The organism is Nonomuraea fuscirosea, from assembly GCF_003001935.1.
GTDB classification, from domain to species: domain Bacteria; phylum Actinomycetota; class Actinomycetes; order Streptosporangiales; family Streptosporangiaceae; genus Nonomuraea; species Nonomuraea fuscirosea.
This window is the reverse complement of record NZ_PVNG01000017.1, coordinates 185,430-207,405: the sequence shown is the minus strand read 5'-3', so window position 1 is coordinate 207,405 and position 21,976 is coordinate 185,430. Positions and strand designations below refer to the sequence as shown.

19 protein-coding genes are annotated in these 21,976 nt (G+C 67.1%); 15 read left to right on the top strand and 4 right to left on the bottom strand.

The window, feature by feature from the left end; all coding sequences use genetic code 11:
- Positions 1-220 precede the first annotated feature (220 nt).
- From B0I32_RS35215 to B0I32_RS35185, 8 genes are all read left to right on the top strand, one after another.
- Positions 221-805, top strand: coding sequence for a CHRD domain-containing protein (locus tag B0I32_RS35215; RefSeq protein WP_106247156.1), 585 nt, complete (start codon positions 221-223; stop codon positions 803-805).
- Between the two features lie 120 nt (positions 806-925).
- Positions 926-2,314, top strand: coding sequence for a PepSY-associated TM helix domain-containing protein (locus B0I32_RS35210; protein WP_219912162.1), 1,389 nt, complete (start codon positions 926-928; stop codon positions 2,312-2,314).
- 83 nt (positions 2,315-2,397) lie between these two features.
- The gene (locus tag B0I32_RS35205) at positions 2,398-2,826 is read left to right on the top strand and encodes an MEKHLA domain-containing protein (RefSeq protein ID WP_106247153.1); all 429 of its coding nucleotides are present in this window, start codon (positions 2,398-2,400) and stop codon (positions 2,824-2,826) included.
- Between the two features lie 280 nt (positions 2,827-3,106).
- Entirely contained in the window at positions 3,107-4,342 is a 1,236-nt protein-coding gene (locus tag B0I32_RS35200; RefSeq protein ID WP_106247151.1) for an MFS transporter, read from the top strand.
- Positions 4,343-4,435: 93 nt separating this feature from the next.
- Complete coding sequence (locus B0I32_RS35195) at positions 4,436-4,921, top strand: hypothetical protein (RefSeq protein ID WP_106247149.1); 486 nt, start codon at positions 4,436-4,438, stop codon at positions 4,919-4,921.
- 24 nt (positions 4,922-4,945) lie between these two features.
- Complete coding sequence (locus B0I32_RS35190) at positions 4,946-6,031, top strand: IS4 family transposase (protein ID WP_219912161.1); 1,086 nt, start codon at positions 4,946-4,948, stop codon at positions 6,029-6,031.
- Between the two features lie 3,144 nt (positions 6,032-9,175).
- Entirely contained in the window at positions 9,176-9,583 is a 408-nt protein-coding gene (locus B0I32_RS56755; protein WP_146178425.1) for a DUF732 domain-containing protein, read from the top strand.
- Positions 9,584-9,646: 63 nt separating this feature from the next.
- Positions 9,647-9,871 (top strand): hypothetical protein, encoded by a 225-nt coding sequence (locus tag B0I32_RS35185; protein WP_106247148.1) that lies wholly within the window; start codon positions 9,647-9,649, stop codon positions 9,869-9,871.
- A 76-nt stretch (positions 9,872-9,947) separates the two neighbouring features.
- Here B0I32_RS35185 and B0I32_RS35180 read toward each other — a convergent pair whose 3' ends face one another.
- On the bottom strand, positions 9,948-10,493 hold the full coding sequence (locus B0I32_RS35180; RefSeq protein ID WP_219912160.1) for a YbhB/YbcL family Raf kinase inhibitor-like protein: 546 nt from the start codon (positions 10,491-10,493) through the stop codon (positions 9,948-9,950).
- A 235-nt stretch (positions 10,494-10,728) separates the two neighbouring features.
- Here B0I32_RS35180 and B0I32_RS35175 point away from each other — a divergent pair, with 235 nt between their 5' ends.
- From B0I32_RS35175 to B0I32_RS35165, 4 genes are all read left to right on the top strand, one after another.
- Positions 10,729-11,790 (top strand): NAD(P)-dependent alcohol dehydrogenase, encoded by a 1,062-nt coding sequence (locus B0I32_RS35175; RefSeq protein WP_181308119.1) that lies wholly within the window; start codon positions 10,729-10,731, stop codon positions 11,788-11,790.
- A gap of 563 nt (positions 11,791-12,353) precedes the next feature.
- A complete protein-coding gene (locus B0I32_RS35170; RefSeq protein ID WP_146178424.1) occupies positions 12,354-12,842 on the top strand; it encodes an NAD(P)/FAD-dependent oxidoreductase in 489 nt (162 codons plus the stop codon).
- 111 nt (positions 12,843-12,953) lie between these two features.
- Positions 12,954-13,517: a hypothetical protein gene (locus B0I32_RS56750; protein ID WP_146178423.1), complete on the top strand. Its 564-nt coding sequence runs from the start codon at positions 12,954-12,956 to the stop codon at positions 13,515-13,517.
- Between the two features lie 240 nt (positions 13,518-13,757).
- A complete protein-coding gene (locus B0I32_RS35165) occupies positions 13,758-14,315 on the top strand; it encodes a DUF3307 domain-containing protein (RefSeq protein WP_106247143.1) in 558 nt (185 codons plus the stop codon).
- A 76-nt stretch (positions 14,316-14,391) separates the two neighbouring features.
- On the opposite strand, the gene B0I32_RS35160 is transcribed toward B0I32_RS35165, so the two are convergent.
- A complete protein-coding gene (locus tag B0I32_RS35160; protein WP_106247142.1) occupies positions 14,392-15,009 on the bottom strand; it encodes a GNAT family N-acetyltransferase in 618 nt (205 codons plus the stop codon).
- Positions 15,010-15,858: 849 nt separating this feature from the next.
- On the opposite strand from B0I32_RS35160, the gene B0I32_RS35155 reads away from it, so the two are divergent.
- The gene (locus B0I32_RS35155; RefSeq protein WP_181308118.1) at positions 15,859-16,686 is read left to right on the top strand and encodes a tetratricopeptide repeat protein; all 828 of its coding nucleotides are present in this window, start codon (positions 15,859-15,861) and stop codon (positions 16,684-16,686) included.
- A 255-nt stretch (positions 16,687-16,941) separates the two neighbouring features.
- Here the strand turns inward: B0I32_RS35155 and B0I32_RS35150 are convergent, their stop codons facing one another.
- The gene (locus B0I32_RS35150; protein ID WP_106247141.1) at positions 16,942-18,225 is read right to left on the bottom strand and encodes a CHRD domain-containing protein; all 1,284 of its coding nucleotides are present in this window, start codon (positions 18,223-18,225) and stop codon (positions 16,942-16,944) included.
- Positions 18,226-18,514: 289 nt separating this feature from the next.
- A complete protein-coding gene (locus tag B0I32_RS35145; RefSeq protein ID WP_219912159.1) occupies positions 18,515-20,131 on the bottom strand; it encodes an FAD-dependent oxidoreductase in 1,617 nt (538 codons plus the stop codon).
- 363 nt (positions 20,132-20,494) lie between these two features.
- Between B0I32_RS35145 and B0I32_RS35140 the strand changes: the two genes are divergently transcribed.
- Positions 20,495-21,184: a type 1 glutamine amidotransferase domain-containing protein gene (locus tag B0I32_RS35140; protein ID WP_106247281.1), complete on the top strand. Its 690-nt coding sequence runs from the start codon at positions 20,495-20,497 to the stop codon at positions 21,182-21,184.
- 73 nt (positions 21,185-21,257) lie between these two features.
- Entirely contained in the window at positions 21,258-21,692 is a 435-nt protein-coding gene (locus tag B0I32_RS35135) for a VOC family protein (RefSeq protein ID WP_106247138.1), read from the top strand.
- Positions 21,693-21,976 lie beyond the last annotated feature (284 nt).

Sequence of the window (21,976 nt, the reverse complement as noted above, 5' to 3'; positions counted from 1 at the left end):
CCGGGAGAATGACGCGAACAAAGATCGTCGATGCTCGGCCGTTTGATCAGCAGTGCATTCGATCATTGCGATCATGCATCTGAACTGCGGGTTTGAAGCGATCGAAGATGGATGTGGCATTCATCACACGCCTTACGTGAATTTATGCACAGAAATCCCACTAGTGTCCTTTCTACTGTCCTGAGTAACAACCAGATCCGAGGGCAGTCAGGAAAGGGTTATGATGAACACGTTTAAGCCGGTGAGCAGCGAGCGGATGTCGAGAGGCCGCAAGGTCGCTGGCGCGGTGTCGGCGGGAGCCGTCGCCGCACTGGCTCTCGGCACGATGATCGCCGCACCCGCGGCCGCCGCTCCCCAGACCGCCCAGGCGGTTACGGCCACCTCCTCCTCGGCCGGCACCCACTCGGTCGCCTCGTTCAGGAAGTACTACTTCTCCGCCACGCTGTTCGGCAGGAACGAGGTGCCGGAGCGGGGCAAGAAGGTCAACGATCCGAACGGTGTGGCCGCGGCCAAGTTCCGGATCAGCGGAGACCGGTTCTACTTCTTCGTGCAGTGGCGTAACACCGGCAGGCCGACGGCCCTGCACATCCACCGCGGCAAGGCGGGCGTGAACGGCCCGGTGGTGATCGACCTGCTGTCCAACAGCCGCCTGCGCGGCAACACCGCCTCCGGCTCGGTACGGGTCAAGAGCAGCCTCCTGCGCGACATCAAGGCCAACCCCAAGAAGTGGTACGCCAACCTCCACACCGCCCAGTTCCCCGACGGCGCCGTACGCGGCCAGCTCCACACCGGCAACCGCTGGTAGACCACCCACCCCTGCCGGGCATGCCACACCGACGACGGCATGCCCGGCCGGGCCATCCGCCGCGCGCCTTCGTCGCGCACGTGCCCATACGTGCGTCCGAGTCAAACGGAGAACCGCTTCATGACTTCCCCTGCCGGCATGTCGTCCCCGCCGGGGACGGCCGACGCGCCGCGACCGGCATCGCCACAGACGGGTGGACCGGCCTGGACGGACCTGCGTCCGCTGGTGCTGCGGCTGCACTTCTACGCTGGATTGCTCGTCGCGCCCTTCCTGCTGATCGCCGCCCTCACCGGCTTTCTGTACGCCGCCTCCCTCCAGATCGAGAAGGTCGTCTATGCGGACGAACTGACCGCGCCGGTCGGGCGAACGCCGCTGCCCCTGTCCCAGCAGGTCGCGGCCGCGCAAGCGGCTCAGCCCCGTGGCAAGGTCAGCGCCGTGCAACCGGCCGCCGAAGCGGGCCGCACCACCCGGGTCCTGTTCGACGCCCCCGGCCTGCCGGCCGGCACCAAATCGGCCGTCTTCGTCGATCCCTACACCGCGCGCATCCGCGGGACGCTGCACAGCTACGGTAGCTCCGGCGCGCTTCCCGTACGGGCCTGGATCTCCGCTCTGCACCGCCACCTGCACCTCGGCGAGCCCGGACGCCTCTACAGCGAACTGGCGGCGAGCTGGCTCTGGGTCGTGGCACTGGGCGGCCTGCTGCTGTGGCTCACCAGGTGGCGGCGTCGTCGCCGCCAGGTGATTCTTCCCGAGCGCCGCACCAGCGGTGCCCGGCGCGTCCTTTCCTGGCACGGCAGCATCGGCGTGTGGACCGTGCTGGGCCTGTTGCTGCTGTCGGCCACCGGCCTGACCTGGTCGACCTACGCCGGAGCGAACGTCGGCGCCGTACGCGCCGCTCTCGGCTGGCAGACCCCGGCGATCTCCACCGCTTCCGGGGAGCACGCCGCCCACCACCCAGGGGGCCACCTCCCGTCGGCCCCCGCGATCGGCGTGGATCACGTCGCGGAAACGGCCACGCGCGCGCGGCTGTCCGGACCGCTGGAGATCGCCTGGCCTGCCGCGGCCGGCGGTCCTTATCTGGTCAGCCAGATCGACAAACAGTGGCCCGTGCACCTGGACCAGATAGCGATCGACTCCGCCACCGGCCAAGTGACCGCGCGCCTGCCCTTCGCCGACTACCCGCTGGCCGCCAAGCTGACCCGCTGGGGTATCGACGCCCACATGGGGCTGCTGTTCGGTCTGCCCGGCCAGCTCCTGCTCATGGCACTCGCGGCCGGCCTCATGACACTCATCGTGCTCGGATACCGTATGTGGTGGCGGCGACGACCGCGCGGCGGCCTCCCCATGCCTCCCCCGCGCGGCGGATGGCGCCGCCCGCACTGGATCACCCTGACTCCCCTGGCGCTCCTGACCGTGATCGTCAGCGTCTTCCTGCCCCTGATGGGCATCTCCCTCGCCGCGTTCCTCATCCTCGACATCCTCCGGGGAAGACGCGCCAAGGCTGCCTGACGAGACGGACGACGCGCCCTCGCGGCTCCGGGCCGGTGGAGCTCCTGCTCATGCGGGAAACATCGACATAGAACGGTTTCGACGTGGATCACCACTTTTTCTCCCTGCTCGCGGACTGCCATCTGCGCTTCGTCGGCACCCCGCTCGCAGGCCCCGGCGCCACCGCACGCTGGTTGTACGAGGACGCGCCCTTCGGCGTCCTGGCCCATGACGGGGCGGACGATCCCCGCTTCACCTACGCCAACGTCACCGCCCAACGGTGCTTCGAGTACGACTGGGCCGAGTTCGTCGGCCTTCCGTCCCGGTTCTCGGCGGAGCCGGACCGGCGCGAGGACCGGCAGCGGCTCCTGGACGCCGTGCACGAGAAGAACTACGCGACCGGCTACCGCGGACAGCGCATCGCCAAGTCCGGCCGCCGGTTCTGGATCGAGGACGTCACGATGTGGAACCTGGTGGAAGATGGCGCGCTCGTCGGGCAGGCGGCCGTCTTCCCCCGCTGGCGTGACGCCTGATGACCCGGCCGGACTCCTGAGACCAGGCTCGACGGCGAGCCGGCGGCGCTGGCCGAGAACATGTTCGCGAGCATGTACGCCGCGCGGGGCGTGGGCGCGCCGGTCCCCCGCTCCGACCGCGCGCCCGTACGAGGCGGGGCTGCCCAGAGGCGAGAGCCGGATTCACAGCGGCTTCACTCTTCGTCAACTCGGCCTCCGTAGCCTCGTGGGCCTGCAGATCCACGTGCCTTCCCCACCGCAGCAACACCGGCCGCCCCCGGCGGCACCGAAAGGAGTGCTCGTGCTCACCAGCGCCTACCGAGCGCAGTGCGAAGCCGAGGAGGAGCGCCACACGCCTGAGTGCGCCACCAGGAGCACCAGACTCACCCTGCTCGCACTCGCGCTCGGCACCTTCGCCATCGGCACGGGCGAGTTCGGCAGCAACGGCATCATCCAGCTCTTCGCCGCCGACATGAGCATCTCCATCCCGCAGGCGACGTACGCCGTGACCGCCTACGCGGTCGGGGTCATGATCGGATCCCCCGTGATCACGATCGCGGGCGCCCGGCTGAACCGCAAGCACCTGCTTCTCGGGCTCGTCGTGCTGTTCCTGTTCGGCAACCTGATGTCGGCGCTGTCGACGAACGTCGGCATGCTCATCGGAGCCCGCTTCATCACCGGCACCGTCCAAGGTGCCTACTTCGGCGCCGGCGCGGTCGTCGCCTCCTACGTCTACGGTCCGGGCAAGAGCGGAAGAGCCTTCGCGACCGTCATGGCCGGTCTGACGGTCGCGACGATCTTCGGTTCACCCCTCGGCACCTTCGTCGGGCAACAGGCCGGCTGGCAGGCCCTGTACGGCGTGGTCACCGGGATCGGATTGCTCGCCGGCCTGGCCATCCTGTTGTGGGTGCCGACCACTTCCGATCTCGACGGGGGACCTCTCTCCCATGAGCTGGGCGCCTTGCGCCGCCCCATGGTCTGGGTGATCATGGTCGTCGCCGCCCTCGGCATCTCGAGCATCTTCGCCGTCTACACCTTCATCGGGCCGTACATCACGGACGCGGCGATGGCCGACGACTCGCTCATCCCCATCGCTCTGGCGGTGTTCGGCCTCGGCATGGCGGCGGGCAACCAGGCCGGTGGGCGCCTCGCCGACCGCTACCCCTACCGGGGCCTCGTGATCGGCTACTCCAGCGTCCTGGTGTTCCTGCTCGTGATCGTCATAGCGGGTGGGACGGTCTGGGTGCTCATGCCCGCGCTGTTCGGCGTCGGGGCGACCATGATGCTCGCCATCCCCACGATCCAGGTGCTGCTCACCACGTACGCCCCCGAGGCCCCCACCCTGATGGGCGCCCTCAACCTCGCGTCGCTCAATCTGGCCAACGCGCTGGGCGCCGTCGGCGGCTCGATCACCCTGGCCGTGGGCCTGGGCACCCTCTCGACGGCCTGGGCCGGGGTGGCGCTGACCGTAGCCGGTCTGCTCGTCTTCGCCGCCGTCGTCCCGCAGATGACACCGCTCCGGCACGGCCGTTCCTGACATCGTCGAGCAGGACGATCGGCAGTGCGCCCCCGTGGTACCCGGACTTCCAGCCGCGATGAGATCGAACTTCCGGCTCGTTCGACGCATCTTGTGACCGAGCAGGTGTCGCCGACTGCCGCCACCGGCCCGACCACGAAGGACATGATGATGACCACCACTGTCGTCAGGCTGCTGACGCTCGGCGTGGCCGCCACCGCGCCGCTCACCGCGGCCGGTCTCAGCCCCGCCGCGGCTGGCGCCGTGAACGCCCCGGTACTGCACGCCCCCGGCACCGTCGCGCAGCGGGGGCAGGCCCGGCTTGAGGCAGCGCTGACCCGGCAGATCGCCGCGCAGCTCGAACGCGTTCCCGGGGGAAGGCGGACTGCCGTCAATGAGATCAGCTACGAGAACGGGAAGGTCGTCTACACCTTCGTCGCTCCATCCGCCGACCGGCTTGACAAGCAAGCCTGGTGCAAGAAGGGCAGTTTCTGTTTCTGGGCCGGGGAGGACTTCACGACCGAGCCACCCCTGAGGCAGATCGGGGTATACCTGAAGTGCAACGAGTGGATGGACCTCGGCCCAATGCCGTTTAGATAGCGATCTTGCTGGTAGCGTCGTTCGGTGATCTTGTCGGGTGATGCGGGCGGTTCGGGACGGTTGACGGATCTGGTCGCGGTTGGCGCGCTGACATCGCTGATCCCTCGCCAGGCCCTGGACGCAGCCATCGCCACGCACGGATGCCGGGAGCGTCGCGTTCGCAAGCTCCCCGCGCATGTGGTTGTCTACCTGCTGATCGCGTTGTGCCTCTACCCGGATGACGACTACGAGGAGGTCGCCGAGAAGCTGACGGGCATGCTGGCCCTGGTGCCGGGGGCACGCTGGCTGGCACCGACCCGCGGGGCGATCGCCCAAGCCCGCCAGCGGCTGGGACCTGAGCCGGTCAAAGAGGTGTTCCAGCAGGTCGCCCGGCCTGCGGCAATCGAGTCTACGACGGGCGCGTGGCTGCACGGCCGGCGGGTGATGGCGATCGACGGGTTCGTGGTGGACCTGCCCGACACCGAGGCCAACGTCGCCGAGTTCAGCCGCGACAGCGCGGGCGGGTACGAGACCGCGTTCCCGCAGGCCCGGGTGGTCGCCATCAGCGAGTGCGCCAGCCACGCCATCGTGGCCGCCGATGTAGCGGGCTGCTGGGCCGGCGAGCAGACCCTCGCCTTCTCCCTCTATCAGCAGCCGACCGAGGAGATGCTGCTCACCGCCGACCGCGGCTTTTACAGCTTCCCCGCCTGGAACCAGGCCCGTCACAGCGGCGCGCACCTGCTCTGGCGGGTTCAGGCCCGGTTGCGCCCGTACTGGCTGCGTGACCTGGAGGACGGGTCCTGGCTCGCCGTCATCAGCAAACCCGCCGGCCTGCGCCGCTCGCAGAAGGACCGGCTGCGCGAGGCCGCCCGCCAGGGCCGAGACCTCGATCCCGACGATGCGGTGATCGTCCGGGTGGTCGACTACACGGTGCCCGACCGCCAGGGCGAGCACATCCGGCTGATCACCAACCTTCTCGACCCGGCCGAGGCCACCGCCGAAGAGCTGGCCCGTTGCTACCATGACCGCTGGGAGGCCGAAACTGGCATCGACCAGCTGAAGACGCATCTGCGCGGACCGGGCCGTATCCTGCGCTCCCGCACCCCCGAGCTGACCTATCAGGAAATCTGAGCCTACCTGCTCACCCACTGGGCGTTATGCACGCTGATCTGCACCGCCGCCACCACAGCCCGGGATCGACCCCGACCGGATCAAGTTCCTGGGCACCGTCCGCATCGTGCGCCGCTCGGTCACCGACCGCGCGGCCTTTTCCCCCTGAGCCGCCGGACGCCTCCTGGACTCGGGGCCTCTACCAGGTCGCCCACCGACGCAACACCAACCCGCACCGCTGCCATCGCTCCTACCCGCGAGCCGTCAAACGCTCACGCAAGAGCAGCTACCGTGAACGGCGTCCGTCCGACAAGGCATTCGCTACGCAGGACCGCCGACCGTCGCACTCTTACCCACGCCATCGGCAGCCCAAGCGACGTCATGATCATCTCCTATCTAAACGGCATTGGGAAGCTCGCCGTAGCCAGTGAAGTCACCGCGCTCCCCTTCCGAGGCCGCAGAGACCCGATAGGCCCATGCTGACAGCCCGTGTACGCCACCCTACCGAAGAAATCGAACGCGACATCTGATCAGCGACCAGCAGACTTGCCGGCCAGCACGACAGGTTCAAGACCTTGATGCGGAAAGAACCTATCTGATGGTCAAGACTCCACAAATGTGGCGGGTCCCACACCAAGTTCATAGCCAAGCTATCTCATCACGTAAAGCACCAAAAGAATCCTTTGGACTCGGGGCATTGCGTTCTATCCAGAACAGCGTCTTAAGCTGGCCGTTAAGCGCACCCGTGCGTGCCGTCCAGAATCCGCGAAAGGGATGCATCTGAGCGAATGCAGGAGACGCAGCCCGCTGGGAAGGCAGCGTCGATCCAAAACCTCGCGTTCAATCTCCCAGAGGAGAGTGAGAAACCATGCGCTGCACTGGGAAGTGCATCATCCTCGGCTCGACACTCGTCGCCGAAATAGCGATCGCGCCGATTGCCGTTGAGGCGTCAACCAATGAGAGTCCGAGGACGCAACTTGTCCGTCAGCCCATCGCGGCAGAACCACCACCTCCGTACCAGAAGGGCTACGAGAAAGGGAGCTCGGACGGGTATTCGGCTGCACTGAAGCAAACGCGGGAACATTGCGCTGGCAGCAACAAGCCGTGGCCCAAGGTGGAGGAAGGAAACGCCTACAGTCAAGGCTACTTCTACGGGTACAGGGACGGATACTACAAGGGGTTTGATGAGGGTATGCAGAAGTTCTGCACTCCTCGATAGTTCGCTAAATCCCTCTCGTGAGGGGAGAGGGAGGGACCATTATTCGGCAACCGGGAAACATCGTCGTATTTGCGAGCACCGTAGATCGCCTTCCGGGGGGATCATCATGCTCGATAAGAAGCTCTACCTAGCCGCCCTACTGATGCCAGCAGTACTTGTCACAACCAGTAGCATCGTAAGCACACACAACTCTGCCTTCGGCGACACACGCGGGTTCAGCTACACCAGCGGCGATCACAAGTCCGCCACGCCAACACAGACCTACTCGAAGTACAAGAAGAAATACTATATCTGGCACTTCACAATCACAGACCGGAAGAAGAAAAAGGCCTGCTGGACGCAATACATCCGCGAGGAGCTCTGTAACGAGTGGGAGTCCTTACAAGAACATCGGCTGGTGCCAGCGAGGCTAGTAAGCGGATCGCTGAGTACACCTGTTAGAGGCGCCCAGGGGCTGCCATTTGCAACGCGTCCCCCTGGACAGTCTTCTCTGGGACTATAGAGTCGGCTGAACCTGCGCTCCTGTACGGCATTCACTGGACCGCCTACACCATCCGTTTCCGTTGCCCGCCGCCCGGACTGAGGGGGCTCCAAGGAGACCCAGGCCAAGACTGGACTGCCGGCTGCCATTTTCGATGATCTCATCGGCTCGGATCTGGCCGAGCAGGGAGGAGAGAGGCAATGATCAGTCGCTATCTGACAATGTTCAGTCCGATTGCACTGCTAATGACTGCTGTAGTCCCATCTGTGCAAATTTCCTGCTTACCCACTGCCGTGGGACCACAGCGCCAGCTCAATAGCCGACGGCGACTGAAATGATGCCGTGCACGGCATTCACTGCATCGCCTACGCCGGTCATCCATTGCCCGCGGTCTGGCTGCGGGCATCCTAAGGAGCCTATGTATGAGGCGATACGAGACGCGCAGCCGTTCTGCTCCGGCAACCGTAGGGCTGATCTCGGCTATCGGGATCGCTACGGCCACTCCAGCCATCGCCACGGCGGCGATAGGCAGTATTTCAGCAACTCCGAGGACTACAACAGACTGCGTCTATAAAGGCAAGATGCACTTCGAAGGGCAGGTAATCGCTGTGGGGAAGCACAGCTATCAATGCAGAGATTCCCGGTGGTGGTGGATGCACAGACCGGCTCCTCCTCTCAAGACGGACTATTAGATCGAAGAGGCGCACACGCGCACGGTCACCACTACCTAGGCCAGCCTGCCGTACTACGGCGGTTGAATGGGCGACTTAATCCGTCCCGATTGGGTATCCCAGGAGAGCCGGAGTTAGAATCGGATTCGCTACCCCGAAATCGGATTACTGCTAGGGCAACCGCCAGCAGATCGCGAGATGACCTTATCTCCCTAGTGAAAGGAGGGTGGCATGCGTAGTACATATCCAATCTTGCTCAGCCCGGCGCTCGTGACTACCCTTGCGGTCACGCTGCCTGAGGCGTTTCCGGCCTCAGCAATCATCGTCGCCAGTGCCACGGAAGCAACAGCGAATAGCCGCACAACGAAGGCGGCTGTCAGCAGGGCCGGATGTTACCCCCTGGCCCGGACACGTCGGCAGACTGCACGAAGGGATTTCAGAATGGATGGAATCTAGGCCGATCCCATTGCCTCAAAGGAACTTCTTTTAATCCTCCAGCGAATGATCCGAGCCTTAGCACTGACTGGAATGAAGGGCGCATCGTCTACGGGTACCCGGAGGGATTCCAAAGTTGTAGCATTCCCCCACCCTAAGATTGAAAGGAGGTCGGGAAGCGTCGTAACAAGGCCATCGCGCTGCCGCCCTACTTCGCTGGGCATCTCCCGGACTGCCTGGCTGAGAAGCCACAGCACAAGGTTAGGGGGCCGCAAATCAGTTCAGTGGAGCCCGGCGGCGACAAAACCAGCGCTGCGCACCGGGGCATTCATCGGAATGATATCTCAAGGAGGCCAGGGATGAGAAGGTACGAGAAGTGCAGCCGTTCAGCCATAGCGTTCATGGTTCTGATCTCGACAGCTGCAACCGCGGCAGCTATTACACCCACTCCAGCCCACGCAGCTGGGGTAACAGGCAGCACTCCAACAACTCCGAGGACTGCGGCGGACCCTGATGAGGAGTTCCTGAAGAAACTCCGGGCGGCTGGCTTCCCGGAGACCCAGATGTCGGACCAGGACGCCATCCAGTCGGCACACAAGGTCGTTAACTGGGTCTGCAGTGACGTGCCCAGTATCCGCAACACAGTCGAGGCTTACCTGGCCGAGAAATACGGGATAACGGAGCGCCATGGTCCCGGCAGCAGCAACGCTTTCGCGGGAGCAGCACTCGAGGCATATAAAGGCGCCGGTACCGCGATTTATTGCTGACCACAGCTCTCTCAGGAGATCAGTCGGCAAACACAAGCCCGGCCAGGAGGGCCGGGCTTGTCCATGGCAACTTACCCGGACCTCGGCCGTCATGGCTTCAACGACATGATGTCGTCGGTCTGGAACAACACCGGCAGCCGGGTCAACCTCATCAACCATGACGACCGCAACAAGCGCTCCAACGGCCACCGTTACGACAAGACTCTCGTCCGAGTTCAACAGGGCCAGGTGCTCGATTCGCTGGGCCGCTACAACAAGCAGGTCGACCCCGTGAAGCGGTTCTGCTGACACCCGGAGGCCGGCCCGGACCACTCCCGGTCAACGGACCATGCGGGACGGGAGTCCCACGCCTCGGCTGAAAGGCTCAGGCGGGGATTTCGGCGGTGGCCACCAGGATCGCCCGGCCCAGCACATGACTCGACATCACCCAGCCCAGCCACGCCGGCGTCGAACCAGCCGGCACACCGATGTCCTCGACATCAAGAGCATGCACCACCACGAAATAACGATCAGGCCCACTCCCCGCAGCCGGAGCCGCACCCATGAAACGAGCCTCACCGATGTCATTGCGCAACTGATAAGCCCCCTCAGGCAACCCCGACCCCAGCTCATCCCCCGCCCCCTCCGGCAACCCCGACACACCACCCGCGATCCCCACCACCGCCCAATGCCAGAACCCCGAACCCGTCGGCGCATCCACATCCAGCACCGTCACCGCAAAACTCAACGACCCCTCCGGAGCCCCCCACCACGACAACTCCGGCGACACATCCCCACCACCCACACTCACATGCATCTGCGCCACCGGCCACGGATCACCATCACCCACCGTGCCGCTCCTCACCCCGAACGCAGCCACGCGCGGCATCCGCGCATACGGATCAGCACCCACCACGGCTCGAGTGATCATTTGTGGCCTCCCCCATCGGTCATCCCTTCTCAGGCTAAGGCCGCAGCTCGAACGGATTTCCACGGCGAGGTAATGGCTGTACCCCTTATGTACAGGTGAGGCGTGATACCAAAAGCGAGCAAATGCGAGATTGCTTACCTTTTCCTCACGTTTATGGCGATTACGGATACCTTGAGCCTGTACGCGAACTCCGTGTCTTGTGATCCGAACAGGATTGAGAGGAGGCGTGATGGACATGCGCGCAGCAAGGATGCACGGCTACAAGCAACCACTCCATATCGACGAGGTCCAGGTGCCCGTACCGGGCCCGGACGAAGTGCTGGTCAAGGTGCTGGCGTGCGGGATGTGCCGGAGCGACTACCAGCTCATCGACGGCTACTTCCCCCTCGATCTCACCTTCCCTTACATCCCTGGCCATGAGGTCGCGGGCGAGGTCGCCGAGCTGGGCTCGGACGTGCCCGGATCGACCGGCCTGTCCGAAGGGGACCGGGTGGTCGTCAACCCCGCCTGGGGCGACGGCACCTGCCGCCAGTGCCATGAGGGCAACGAACAACTCTGCACGGGAAGCGGCGGATGGATCGGCTTCGGCCCGCCCGGAGGATTCGCCGAGTACGTCACGGTCCCCAGCCGCCACCTCATCCGCATCGACGCGGACGCGGGGCTGGAGCCGCACCAGCTCGCGCCTCTCGTGGACGCCGGGCTGACCCCCTATCGCGGTATGAAGAAGCTACGCGCGACCGGACGGCTCGGCCCAGGACGCACGGTCGTCGTCAGCGGCATCGGCGGGCTCGGAAGCTACGGCGTCCAGTACGCGAAGCTGCTCGGCGACGGCGCCACCGTGGTGGCCTTCGCCCGCAGCGACGACAAGCTCGACGTAGCCCGGCAGAACGGTGCCGACCACACCATCAACACCCGTGGCAAGACGCCCGACCAGATGCGGGCGGAGCTGAGGGAGCTGACCGGCCGGGGCGAGATCGACGGCGCCCTGGACTGCTCAGGAGCTCCGCAGTCCCTCGAGCTCAACGCCTCGCTCCTGGGAGCGGAAGGAGCTCTCGTGTCGGTCGGCCTGATGGGCACGAGCGTCGAATTTCCGATCTTCCTGTTCGTGTCCGGCGAGCGGACGTTCTCGGGATCGTTCTGGGGCAACTACAACGACCTCACCGAGGTGCTCGCCCTCGCCGCCCAGGGCCGGGTCAAGCACACCGTCACACCGGTCGGGCTCGACGACATCAACGACCGCCTGGGCGCGCTGGGCCGGGGCGACGTGATCGGCCGCCAGGTAGTCGTCTTCGATTGACCGTTCTCGTCGATGCCGATCAGGGTGCGGCCGGCGAACAGTCCACGCCGGCCCGCACCCCGCATCTAGAAAGACCTCGGCGCGCACCGAAACAAAACAATTCCGTGACGGCGCTCCGGTCTTGAACCACCCACTCAGCGGACCGCCGTTCAGCGGACAAGAACTGTCCGGGCCTTCCACTTTCCCGGAATGCACCTCTCCCCGCGCGTGTGAAGTGTCCTCAGCGAAGGCATCCGCGCTGTCGGGGGAATTTCCCCTGCGTCAATGCTCGCCGGCGCCCCGTACCCGAAACTGTGTGGATAACCTGAATCCCGGGGCAGTGACGGCGAAGCCGAGCGCGTTCCCCTCCCCCCGACGGCCCCAAGGCGACCCGACAGCGGCCGACCATGCCGGCTCTTGTGACGCTGCGGCCACGCCGGCCGGAACGGCGCACCCCTGCGCGCCCGGAGCCGGAGACGCCGGCTGCTGCGTCGCCGAGCGGCACAGCGCTGCCGCAGTGATATGACCCTGCCCTTCCCCCTCTACGAAAGGGGATCACGGCCGAGTTGGTCGCACAGGGCGCGATGAGAAGCGACGTGCAGCGGGATGCCCGGCACATCCACTGCGGGCAGCGGCACGCCAGGGTCGAGAGCGGCATGACCGGGCTGCTCGCCAGCCGTCCGATGCTCGAAGGGCAGGTGCGGCGCCGGATCACCGCGCTGCCCGGCGTACAGGTGCTGCCGGACAGCGTCGCCACGGGCCTGCTCGTCGAGCGGGACCGCGTCACCGTAGTGCGGCTCGCCGGCGGGGAACCCATGCCGGCCGACCTCGTCGTCGACGCGAGCGGCCGCGGGTCGCGCACGCCGTTCTGGCTGGACGAGCTGGGCATCGTGCCACCGGCCGAGGAGCGCGTCATGTTGGACGTGCGGTACGGGACGCGTGAGTTCCGTCGCCGCCCCGGCGACCTCGACGGCGATCTGATCGTCGTCGTCGCCCCCACCCCTGACAGCCCTCGCGGCGGAGTGGCCCTGGCGATGGAGGACGACCGCTGGATCGTCACCCTGGTCGGCTAGGGCCAGGCCCCGGACCCCAGCCTGGACGGGTTCGCCACGTTCGCGGCCGATCTGCCGACACCCGATCTGCACCAGCTCGTCACCACCGCCCAGCCCTTCGGGGAGTTGCAGGTGTACCGGAACCCGGCCGGGATCAGGCGCCGCTACGAACAGCTGACCCGTTTCCCCGAGGGTCTGCTCGTCACGGGGGACGCCGGCTGCGCGTTCAATCCCAGGTACGGCCAGGGCATGACGGTCGCCGCGCTGGAGGCGCTGGAACTGCTGAAGACCGACCTGCGACCCCTGCCGTTCTTCAAGCCGATCGCGAAGGTGGTGGACGGGCCGTGGCAGATCACCGTCGACGACGACGTTCGGCTGCATCACGCCACCAACGCCGTGAAACCCGAAGAAACGCCTGCTCAACGCCTACCTGGAGCGTTTCCACACCGCCGCCGCTCGCGATCCGGAGCTGGCGTTGCGTTTCCAGCGGGTGGCCAACCTCTACGCCTCGCCGTCATCGCTGGTCACTCCCGGCTCGCTGGCCCGAGTGCTCCGCAACGGCGCGCCGCCAGCGCCGGTGCCCGCGGCGGAGTCCGTTCCCGGAGGCGGGAGCGAACGCTCAGCGAGGTAGCAGCGATGGGTCGCTGGTATGTGAAAAAGTACATGGTCATCTTCGCCGGTACTCCGGCAGGCTGAGCCTGAGTGGGGGCCAGCGCCTCCCCTTCGTGCGAGCCTGTCCCTTCAGCCGTTCGGGGTCGGGGAACGCCTCGTGAAGATCGCTGCACTCCCCTGGAAGTGACGACCTGAGCACGGGCCGCAGGCCGCTCTGGCCCCTTGCCGTTGAGGGCTCGAGACTGGCCGGCCGAAGCTCAGCCTCTGGCGGAAGCGCGCAGCTGCCCCCTCACTGTCTGCCAGGTACAAAGGAAAGGACCCCCCGTGTCGGATGCCACCGCGGCCGCGTTCGCCGCCGTCATGTTCGCCGCCCTGTATGCGGGCCACCAGGTCGGTGATCATGTAGTGCAGAGCAGCGCTGTCGCGACCGCCAAGAGCGTCCCGCATCCGGACGCTCTGGCCGCCGGAGTGCCGCCGTGGACCGGCTGGGGCGCCTGCTTACGGCACGTCGCCGGCTACGCCGCTACGCAGGCGGCGGCTCTGGCGCTGGTGTGCGTGGTGGTGCCGCTGGAGATCGTCAGCATGGCGACGGCGCTCGTGGTGTCGGCCAGCACGCACGCCGTGATCGACCGCCGCTGGATCGTCCGCCGGTTGATCGAGCTGAAGAAGTGCCATGGCTGGGTGGAGGCGCCGTACGTGCTCGACCAGTCGCTGCACACGGGCGCGATGCTGATCGCGGTGGTGCTCTCGGTCGCGGTCAGCGACGTCACCGGACTGGTCATGGTCTCGGCAGGCGCGGGTGCGGTGGTGGGAGCCGCTTTGACGGTGGAGCGCCGCTTCGCGTCGGCGCACACACGGGCCATGGACGCACTGCCCCGTTGAGCGGGCCTCACCCGGACGAAGCCGGGCGTCCTGGACCGTTCACGCCCGCCTCAGCTCACGTTCCCCGCGTCCAGCCTCAGGCCCTGACGGTCAGCGGCAGGCGGGCTTCGATGACCCCGGGGTCGCCGGTGTAGCGAAGGGCGGCTCCGAGGCTGATCATGAGGCGGCGCATCCGCTCATTCTGCGCCATGATGCTGGCTCGGACCTCGGCCATGGCGCGGTCACGGGCGGTGCCGACGAGGGTGCGGGCGAGCTGGGCGCCCAGGCCGCGGCCCTGCCAGGCGTCCTCGACGAGCAAGGCGAGTTCGGCCGTGCCGGGTTCGGCGCAGTACATGAGGTTCGCCATGGCTCGCACCTGCCCGTCGTGACAGGCCACCACGGAGATGCCGCGACCGCGGTCACAGAGCCGGTCGAACATGCGCGGAGGCAGGCTCGGCATCGCGGAGAAGTAGCGGAAGCGGCGCGAGGCGGCAGAACACCGCTCGTGCAGGTTGTGGACCGCTTGGCGGAAGTGCGGCGTCAGAGCGTGGAGGTCGGCCTCGGTGCCGTCGGCCAGGAGCAGTGCGCGGTCGCCGACCGGCGTGTCGACCATGGGATGCGCGCTACGGACGACGGCTGGATCGATGCCGGCCGCCGGGGCAGAAGTGCCGGCCGCGAACCCGTCGTCGGTGGCGCGGAGGCGCATGAAGGGCATGTGGGCATTCCTTTGGTCGGTACTGCCGCAGTGAGAGACGTCCCAGACGTTAGAGCGGGCTGCCCGGCCGATCTACGCAGAAAGACGCATATGGTCTCATATGTGCTCAAACCAGCACTTTCCTGACCTCAGCGGCGTCGAGCGGCCCGGCTCAACTTCGTCCCACCAACGGACCGGCCCGGTACGTCCAGCCGCTCAAGCGTTGATCAGAAGGTTGCGCCCCTGCCGCGGTTTCCCTTGCTCAGCAGAGTGGCGGCCGGTTCGGGAACGCGGAGACGCCGTCAATCACGCCGCCGGAGACGGGCGATGGACCGCGGCCCCCGTCAAGGCGTCCCACCGAGCAAGCCCACGACCGGGACGTGGGAACGGCCGAAGTGGCGGCACCGGCCTGACGGTGTTCATCACGGTCCCACCTTCAGAGCCTTACGTGTCGTCTTGCTCGGCCATGCCAGAGCCTAGCCTGGCCACACCGTCCTCCTGCAGGTGAAAGCACGTACAGACCAGTTTTCGGACGGTGATGTCGCCAGGAAACGCCCCCTGCGCGGGGCGCCTCCGGCGGTGCTCCGCACACGGTCCGCAGACCCGCGCTCCACCGTTACCGACCCCGATCCCGCAGGCCACCGGGGCACGAGAAGGGGTCGCGGCAACAGAAGCCGGGCCTCCATCCGGCTCTCGGCGATGCGATCGTCGCGGTGTCCGTGGTCAGGACAGGGACGCTCGTCGCGGTGCCGACCTGGTCTTTCCCGCACCGGATAGGCGACTAGCCTTCCTTCATCCACCACGCCGGGCCTTCCTGGCCCCGCTCCGCCGTGCATCCCACCTCAGGAGTCCGGAACCCATGAGACTTTCATGCCCGTACGCCGTCATGCGGGCAGGCAGCGTGTTCGCCAAGGCCGCGACCAGGGTTTCACCTCGGGCGAGCACGTTCGAGGCGGCCTGCGGCGCATGACGTTCCAGAACGAGGCCCGCGCCGCCTTCCGCCGCGGCGATCTCGCAGGTGTGTTGCGACTGGCGACGACAGAGGCGGAGCGGGCCCGCACCTGCGATGACGTGGCCGGCGAGGTGGAGGCGTTGTACACCATGGCGCGCGCCGCCCTGCAGGCCGGCGACCTGCACCGCGCGGAAGAGATGGCCAGGTCAGCCCTGGAGGTCGCCCTGCTCGCGGGCGACCGGCGCCGGGAGGAGCGGCCACGGCACGTTCTGGCCGCGGTGGCCCGCCGGGCCGGGGATCACTTTGAGGCGCGCAAGCGCCACCTCGCCAGCATCGACCTGTACGAGGCGCTGCGACTGCCGGCGATGGTGCTGGCCGAGCAGCACAAGCTGGCCCTGGCCGAGTTGCGTCTCGGCAACCGTGATCGCGCCCGTGTCCTGCTGGCTCACGTGCGCGACCAGGTGTTCCGCGAAGGCCACCGGTCCATGCTCCCCCACCTGGGGCTCGGCGCCTGTGCGCTGGCCTCGGCCGACGGCGATCACCGGCAGGCCGCCTGGATGCTCGGCTTCACCTCCCGGGCCTACGACGCCGTCGGGCTGGTGCCCGACGCCGACGACGCCCGTGACCTCGCGGCGATCCGCGACCGCGCCGTCGCCGCCCTGGGGGAGGCGGGTCTGGCGGCGCATTGCGCGATCGGCGCCTCGTGGACGGCCGTCGACGCTTTCGGTCTCACCTGGGAGAGCTGAGCAGGGCCCCGCTCAGCCTCGGCTCCACTTCTGGGCGCGACGTCTCCGGGAAGCCAGTCGGGGACGATGTCACGCCTCGGGAGTGCACCCTCGCGTGGCGCCCTGTAGTGGCGGAGCCTCCTGGTCGGTGGGCGGTGAATCTTCGATCACGGCGGTCGCGTACAGGTGACGGGCTCTGCGGAAGACCGCGACGGCGACCGTGGTGAGAAAAGTGACGTTGCTCCGCAAAGAGGGCTCCTGGCGTCGGGCGGAGCTTCAGCCGAGGAAGAGATAGTCGCTTCCGTAGGCGACCTTGACCTCGGAGCCGGGCTTGCACGCGCCGGTGGGAGCGACGCCGCCGACGGTGTTCAGGCGCAGAATCTGGGTGGCGTGCGCGAGCAGCCCGGTCTTCGCGCCCGTCTGGGCCGCGTCGAGGACGAGTTCGGGGATGTTGCCGTCGCCGTTCGGCGTCTTGGTGACGACCGTGCCGCGCACCGCGCTGCCGTCGGGGGCGATCCACTGCGGCGGACCGGCGGCCGGGGTCACGAACGAGTGGTCGATGCCACGCCGCAGCTTGGCCGTCACGCCGAGCTGGGTGGAGGCGAAGGCTCCGGACGGCTGCCGGGTGCAGGAGTAGATCTGCGAGCCGCGCCGCACGTCGGCGGTGACGGCCCGCGGATGCGTGAACTTCTGGTCGGACAGCTGGCCGCGGACCGCTCCACCGGCGAAGTCGGTCGTGTGCAGGTTCGTGTAGTAGCCGCCGGGTTCGTCGGTGATGCGCTTGGCGATCTTGCCGCTGAGCGGCGTCTCGCCGGCGACGCCGGTCAGGTTGGCCGGCAGACTGCCCGCGAACAGGTCCGCGACCACCGGCCCGTTCTTGCCCGCCGCGCCCTTGTGCACGTGACCGTTGGTCACCGCGCCGAGCTTGGACCAGGAAGCGGTATAGGCGAGAGCGGAACCGCTACGCCGCAACCACCAGACGGCCTGACCGTCCTGGTCGCCGCGCTTCTTGCCGTCGTTCTCCTGGACCTCCTGCGCACCGCTCGCGCCGGCGGAAAGCGTGGCCTGGTTGCTGCCGTGCAGTACCCCGCGCAGGTCGATCGGCTTGCTCAGCCGGTGGAACTGCCCACGCAGCGCACCCTTGGGGTGCTTCGCGTCGTGCAGGTTGGCGTAGAAGCCGTCGGGCCCGGCCAGCAGCGCGTTGACCACATCGGGCCCGGCCTTGACGGTACCGCTGACGCCGAGCACGCCCTTGGGCATCGGCGTGGTGATGAGGTTGAGCTTGATCTCGCCGTTGACGCCCCTGGCTCCCAGGTGGACATGAGCGGCGGTCGGCGTGCCGATCCTGTTCCATCGGATCGCGAACGTGATCTCGTCACCGCTGATCTTGAGGACGACTGTCGAGCGGCCGTCCTTGTCACCTGTCGTGCCCACTTCGCCGGCGCCGCGCAGCCCGGCGGCGAGATACACCTCGTCGCCGGATGCGTGCGCCGAAGCGGGAAGAGCGGACAGGGCAGAAGCCAGCAGAACACCTGGAACGACAACCTGGAAAATTGACATGCTGAAACCTCTCAAAGACTGAATAAATTCGGTCAGCACCGAAAGACAGTACGCCCAGGACGCCGCGAGAGATCAGCCGGAACAGCCGGTAAAAATACACACAACGGCCGAGAGCGGCGGAGAATCCTCCGGCCGTGACCGGAAGGGCCGAGAATTGGGCATGGCGATCCTTCACGAGGCTTGAGCGCTACAAGTCAACCGCAGCGGCATCGTGAAACCCAGCGCAATCGGGCTGTCCCCCGCAAATTCGGACGCCGGTGTCCACAGCCCTCTTTGAAAGGCCGCTACTTCAGCTGCCGAGGACGGTGTGGACGGAGGAGACGGCGCCCGCTCCTTCACCGACCGCCGTGGCCACGCGCTTGGTCGAGCCTGAGCGGAGGTCTCCCACGGCGAAGACATGTGCTGCGCTGGTCTGGAACGGCAGCCTGGTGTTGTGCCCGATCGCGGGCAGGCGGCTGTCGGTGAGGACGAAGCCGCCGGCGTCCTTGGTGACACCCTCCATCCACTCGGAGGCCGGCGCCGCCCCGATGAAGCAGAACAGTCCCCGGCAATCCAGCCGCTGCGAGCGGCCATCGGCACTCGCGATGACGACCGACGTCAGCGCTTCGTCCCCGCCGAGTCGCCGCACCGTACTGCCGGTCCAGACATGAATCCGCGGGTCGGCCAGGATGCGGTTGGCCAGGTACGCCGACATCTTCGCCCCCAGGTCGCCGGAACGCACCACCAGATGCACCGTGCAGCCGTGAGCGGCCAGCGACAGAGCCGCCTGCCCGGCCGAGTTGGCGCCGCCGACCACGGCCACCGGCTGCGAGTCGTACCGGCGCACCTCCAGCTCCGTCGCCGCATAGCGGATGCAGCCGCTCTCCTCGAAATCCGTCCACCGCGGGATGTCGAGGCGCCGGTACTGTGCCCCGGTCGCGGCGATCACCGTGGAGGTCTCGATTCGGGAGCCGTCGGCGAGGAGCACGACCGGCCGCCGCTCCTCGGACAGGTCCAGCCCTGTGACCTTGCAGGGCGAGAAGATCTGCACACCGAACTTGAGTGCCTGAATCATCGCCAGCCGGGTCAGTTCCTCACCGCTGACGCCCTGCGGGAAGCCCAGGTAGTTCTCGATCCGGGCGCTCGTCGCGGCCTGCCCGCCGAGCCCGCTGCCGTCCAGCAGCACGGTGGCCAGCCCCTCGGAGGCACCGTAGACGGCGGCGGCGAGCCCGGCCGGCCCGGCGCCGACCACCACGAGATCCGGGATGCACGCCGCAGGATGATAGGTCAGGCCGAGCGTCTCAGCCACCGTCCCCGGAGTGGCGCGGCGCAGCACCGTTCCGCCCGCCACCGCGACCGGAAGATCGTCCGTGGCTGCGCCGATCGATCTCATCAGCGCACGACCGGACAGCGACGTCGCATCGAGCCATGCATGCGGCAGCAGCATCTGCGTCACGAACGTGCGCAACCTGAGCGTCTCGGCAGCGTCAGGCTTGCCGACCACTTCCAGAGCGCTGCCGGCCGACGATCGCAGGAGATCACGCCGCGCCCGGAACGACTCGATCAGCACGTCCGCGATGTCGACCTGCTCGGCGAGAACCCGGCGCAACTCCGCCGCCGCGATCCGCACCACGGTCCCGGCCCTCACGACCCGGGCCGTCAGATAGACCTGCTGACCGGTGAGAAGATTCAGCTCGCCGAGGAACTCCCCCGGTTCCCGACGGTGGACCAGGTGCTCCGGCTCAACCACGGTGGCGTCCCTGAAGACGTCCACGGTCGCCGTCCGCAACAGGAAGAAGTCATAGGAACTGTCACCGGAGGCATACAGGTTCTGCCCCTCCTGGACCTCCTCCGGCTCGCCGTAGCGGGCGAGACGGTCCACCTGCTCCTCATCGAGGACGCGCGGGTTGCTGTCTTCGGTAGCCATGCCCGGCATGATAGGTCGCGCCGGTCGACGGCCACTGGACGGCGCACGGGTGACCCGACGATCTGCGGCCGGCCGCGTCCTTCGAGGTCGGACCCATCGAAGGGCGGCGGCGCCGCCTGCGCACGCGGCCCCTCCTTTCGCCCGCCACACCGGCAGGTTTCCGGCAGAACTCGGTAAACGCCTGACCGGCCGTCGATCGTGTCGCCTCCAGGCATCAGACGCCGTGGAGTGACACCTCCACTCCGTATCCATTCGCCGTCAACAGTGCTTTCAGTATTCGTCAAGAGTGCCCCCCGTACATTTCGGACAAGCGCGCGACGTCGGCGAACGAGAGTGTCCGCGAACGAGATGAGGAGCGAGATCGTGAAGGTTCTGATCGTGCTGACCTCGCACGACCAACTGGGGGATACGGGACGGAGAACCGGGTTCTGGCTGGAGGAACTGGCCGCGCCGTACTACCGGTTCAAGGACGCCGGGTGGGAGATCACGCTGGCCTCGCCGAAGGGCGGGCAGGCGCCACTCGATCCCAAGAGCAACGAGGAACGGTTCAAGACCGACCAGACGCGGCGGTTCGAGGCCGATGCTCAGGCCGAGGCGCAGCTGGCGGCGACAGTGCGGCTGGACACCGTGTCGGCCGATGATTTCGACACGGTGTTCTACCCCGGCGGGCATGGTCCGCTGTGGGATCTCGCCGAGGACGCGGCGTCGATCAGGCTGATCGAGCGGATCGCGGCGTCGGGCAAGCCGCTGGCGCTGGTGTGCCACGCGCCCGGAGTGTTGCGTCACGCGAGGAATCCGGACGGCAGCGCGCTGGTGGCCGGCCGGCGGGTGACCGGCTTCACCGACAGCGAGGAGGAGTTCATGGGCCTGACGAAGGTGGTGCCCTTCCTGGTGGAGGACGAGCTGATCGCCAAGGGCGCGGACTTCTCCAAAGCGGGCGACTTCGAGCCGTACGTGGTGACCGACGGACTGCTGATCACCGGGCAGAACCCGGCCTCCTCCGGCCCAGCCGCGACCGAGCTGGTCGCGCTGGCCGGCGACGGGGCGGCCTAGCGCCGATGCGCACTGTCCGGCCACGGCCGGCGGCACACCATCATCCACACCCACTCATGGACGAGGAACCCCAGTGAGCGACGCGATCGCACCCTCTTTCAGCGGCCTGCACCATGTCGCCTTCACCGTCCGGGACCTGCAGGCCAGCGTGACCTGGTACCAGAGGGTCTTCCAGGCCGAGCTCGTGGACGGAACGCTCCCGCACTACGGCCGCGAATGGACCGGGTACGCCGAGCTCGTCATCGAGCCGCGCACCGGCCTGGCCATCGGACTGCATCACAACGCCGGCAACAAGGGCGAGGAGTTCGACGAGGTCCGCACCGGCCTCGACCACGTCTCCCTGCACGTGGAGGGGCGTGCGGGGCTGGTCGCGTGGTCGGACTGGCTCGACAGCCTCGGCATCGCGCACTCCGGCATCCAGAGCGTCAAGGAGCCCTTCGTGTACTCGGTCGTCGTCTTCCGGGACATCGACAACATCCAGCTGGAGGTCATGGCGGTCGGCGTCTGACTCGTGCCGTCACCTGATGCGAGCCGGCTCCCGCGTACCAGCGGAAGCCGGTTCGTGGTGTGCCGGACCGCCCGCCGGAGCCGCGGGCACGCCGACGGTGAGCGCCGTGAACGGCGTCCTGGAAGGCCCGGGTGAATGGCGACTCAGCAGGGAAATGCGCTCCCCTTCATTGGCCGATGGTGATCAGCGACTTCTGCGTAAAAATACTCGTACGACTCCCGTGTGATAAACGTCACGACGCCGGTCCGACGAACCGAATCCGCTGTTGAGACGGTTTACCGGCG

Bases quoted from the DNA above. Each gene is read 5' to 3' on its own strand.
- B0I32_RS35215 (WP_106247156.1), top strand. From the start codon at position 221: ATGATGAACACGTTTAAGCCGGTGAGCAGCGAGCGGATGTCGAGAGGC.
- B0I32_RS35210 (WP_219912162.1), top strand. From the start codon at position 926: ATGACTTCCCCTGCCGGCATGTCGTCCCCGCCGGGGACGGCCGACGCG.
- B0I32_RS56755 (WP_146178425.1), top strand. From the start codon at position 9,176: ATGAGAAGGTACGAGAAGTGCAGCCGTTCAGCCATAGCGTTCATGGTT.
- B0I32_RS35185 (WP_106247148.1), top strand. From the start codon at position 9,647: ATGGCAACTTACCCGGACCTCGGCCGTCATGGCTTCAACGACATGATG.
- B0I32_RS35180 (WP_219912160.1), bottom strand. From the start codon at position 10,493: ATGATCACTCGAGCCGTGGTGGGTGCTGATCCGTATGCGCGGATGCCG.
- B0I32_RS35175 (WP_181308119.1), top strand. From the start codon at position 10,729: ATGCGCGCAGCAAGGATGCACGGCTACAAGCAACCACTCCATATCGAC.
- B0I32_RS35170 (WP_146178424.1), top strand. From the start codon at position 12,354: ATGAGAAGCGACGTGCAGCGGGATGCCCGGCACATCCACTGCGGGCAG.
- B0I32_RS35160 (WP_106247142.1), bottom strand. From the start codon at position 15,009: ATGCCCTTCATGCGCCTCCGCGCCACCGACGACGGGTTCGCGGCCGGC.
- B0I32_RS35155 (WP_181308118.1), top strand. From the start codon at position 15,859: ATGCCCGTACGCCGTCATGCGGGCAGGCAGCGTGTTCGCCAAGGCCGC.
- B0I32_RS35150 (WP_106247141.1), bottom strand. From the start codon at position 18,225: ATGTCAATTTTCCAGGTTGTCGTTCCAGGTGTTCTGCTGGCTTCTGCC.
- B0I32_RS35145 (WP_219912159.1), bottom strand. From the start codon at position 20,131: ATGGCTACCGAAGACAGCAACCCGCGCGTCCTCGATGAGGAGCAGGTG.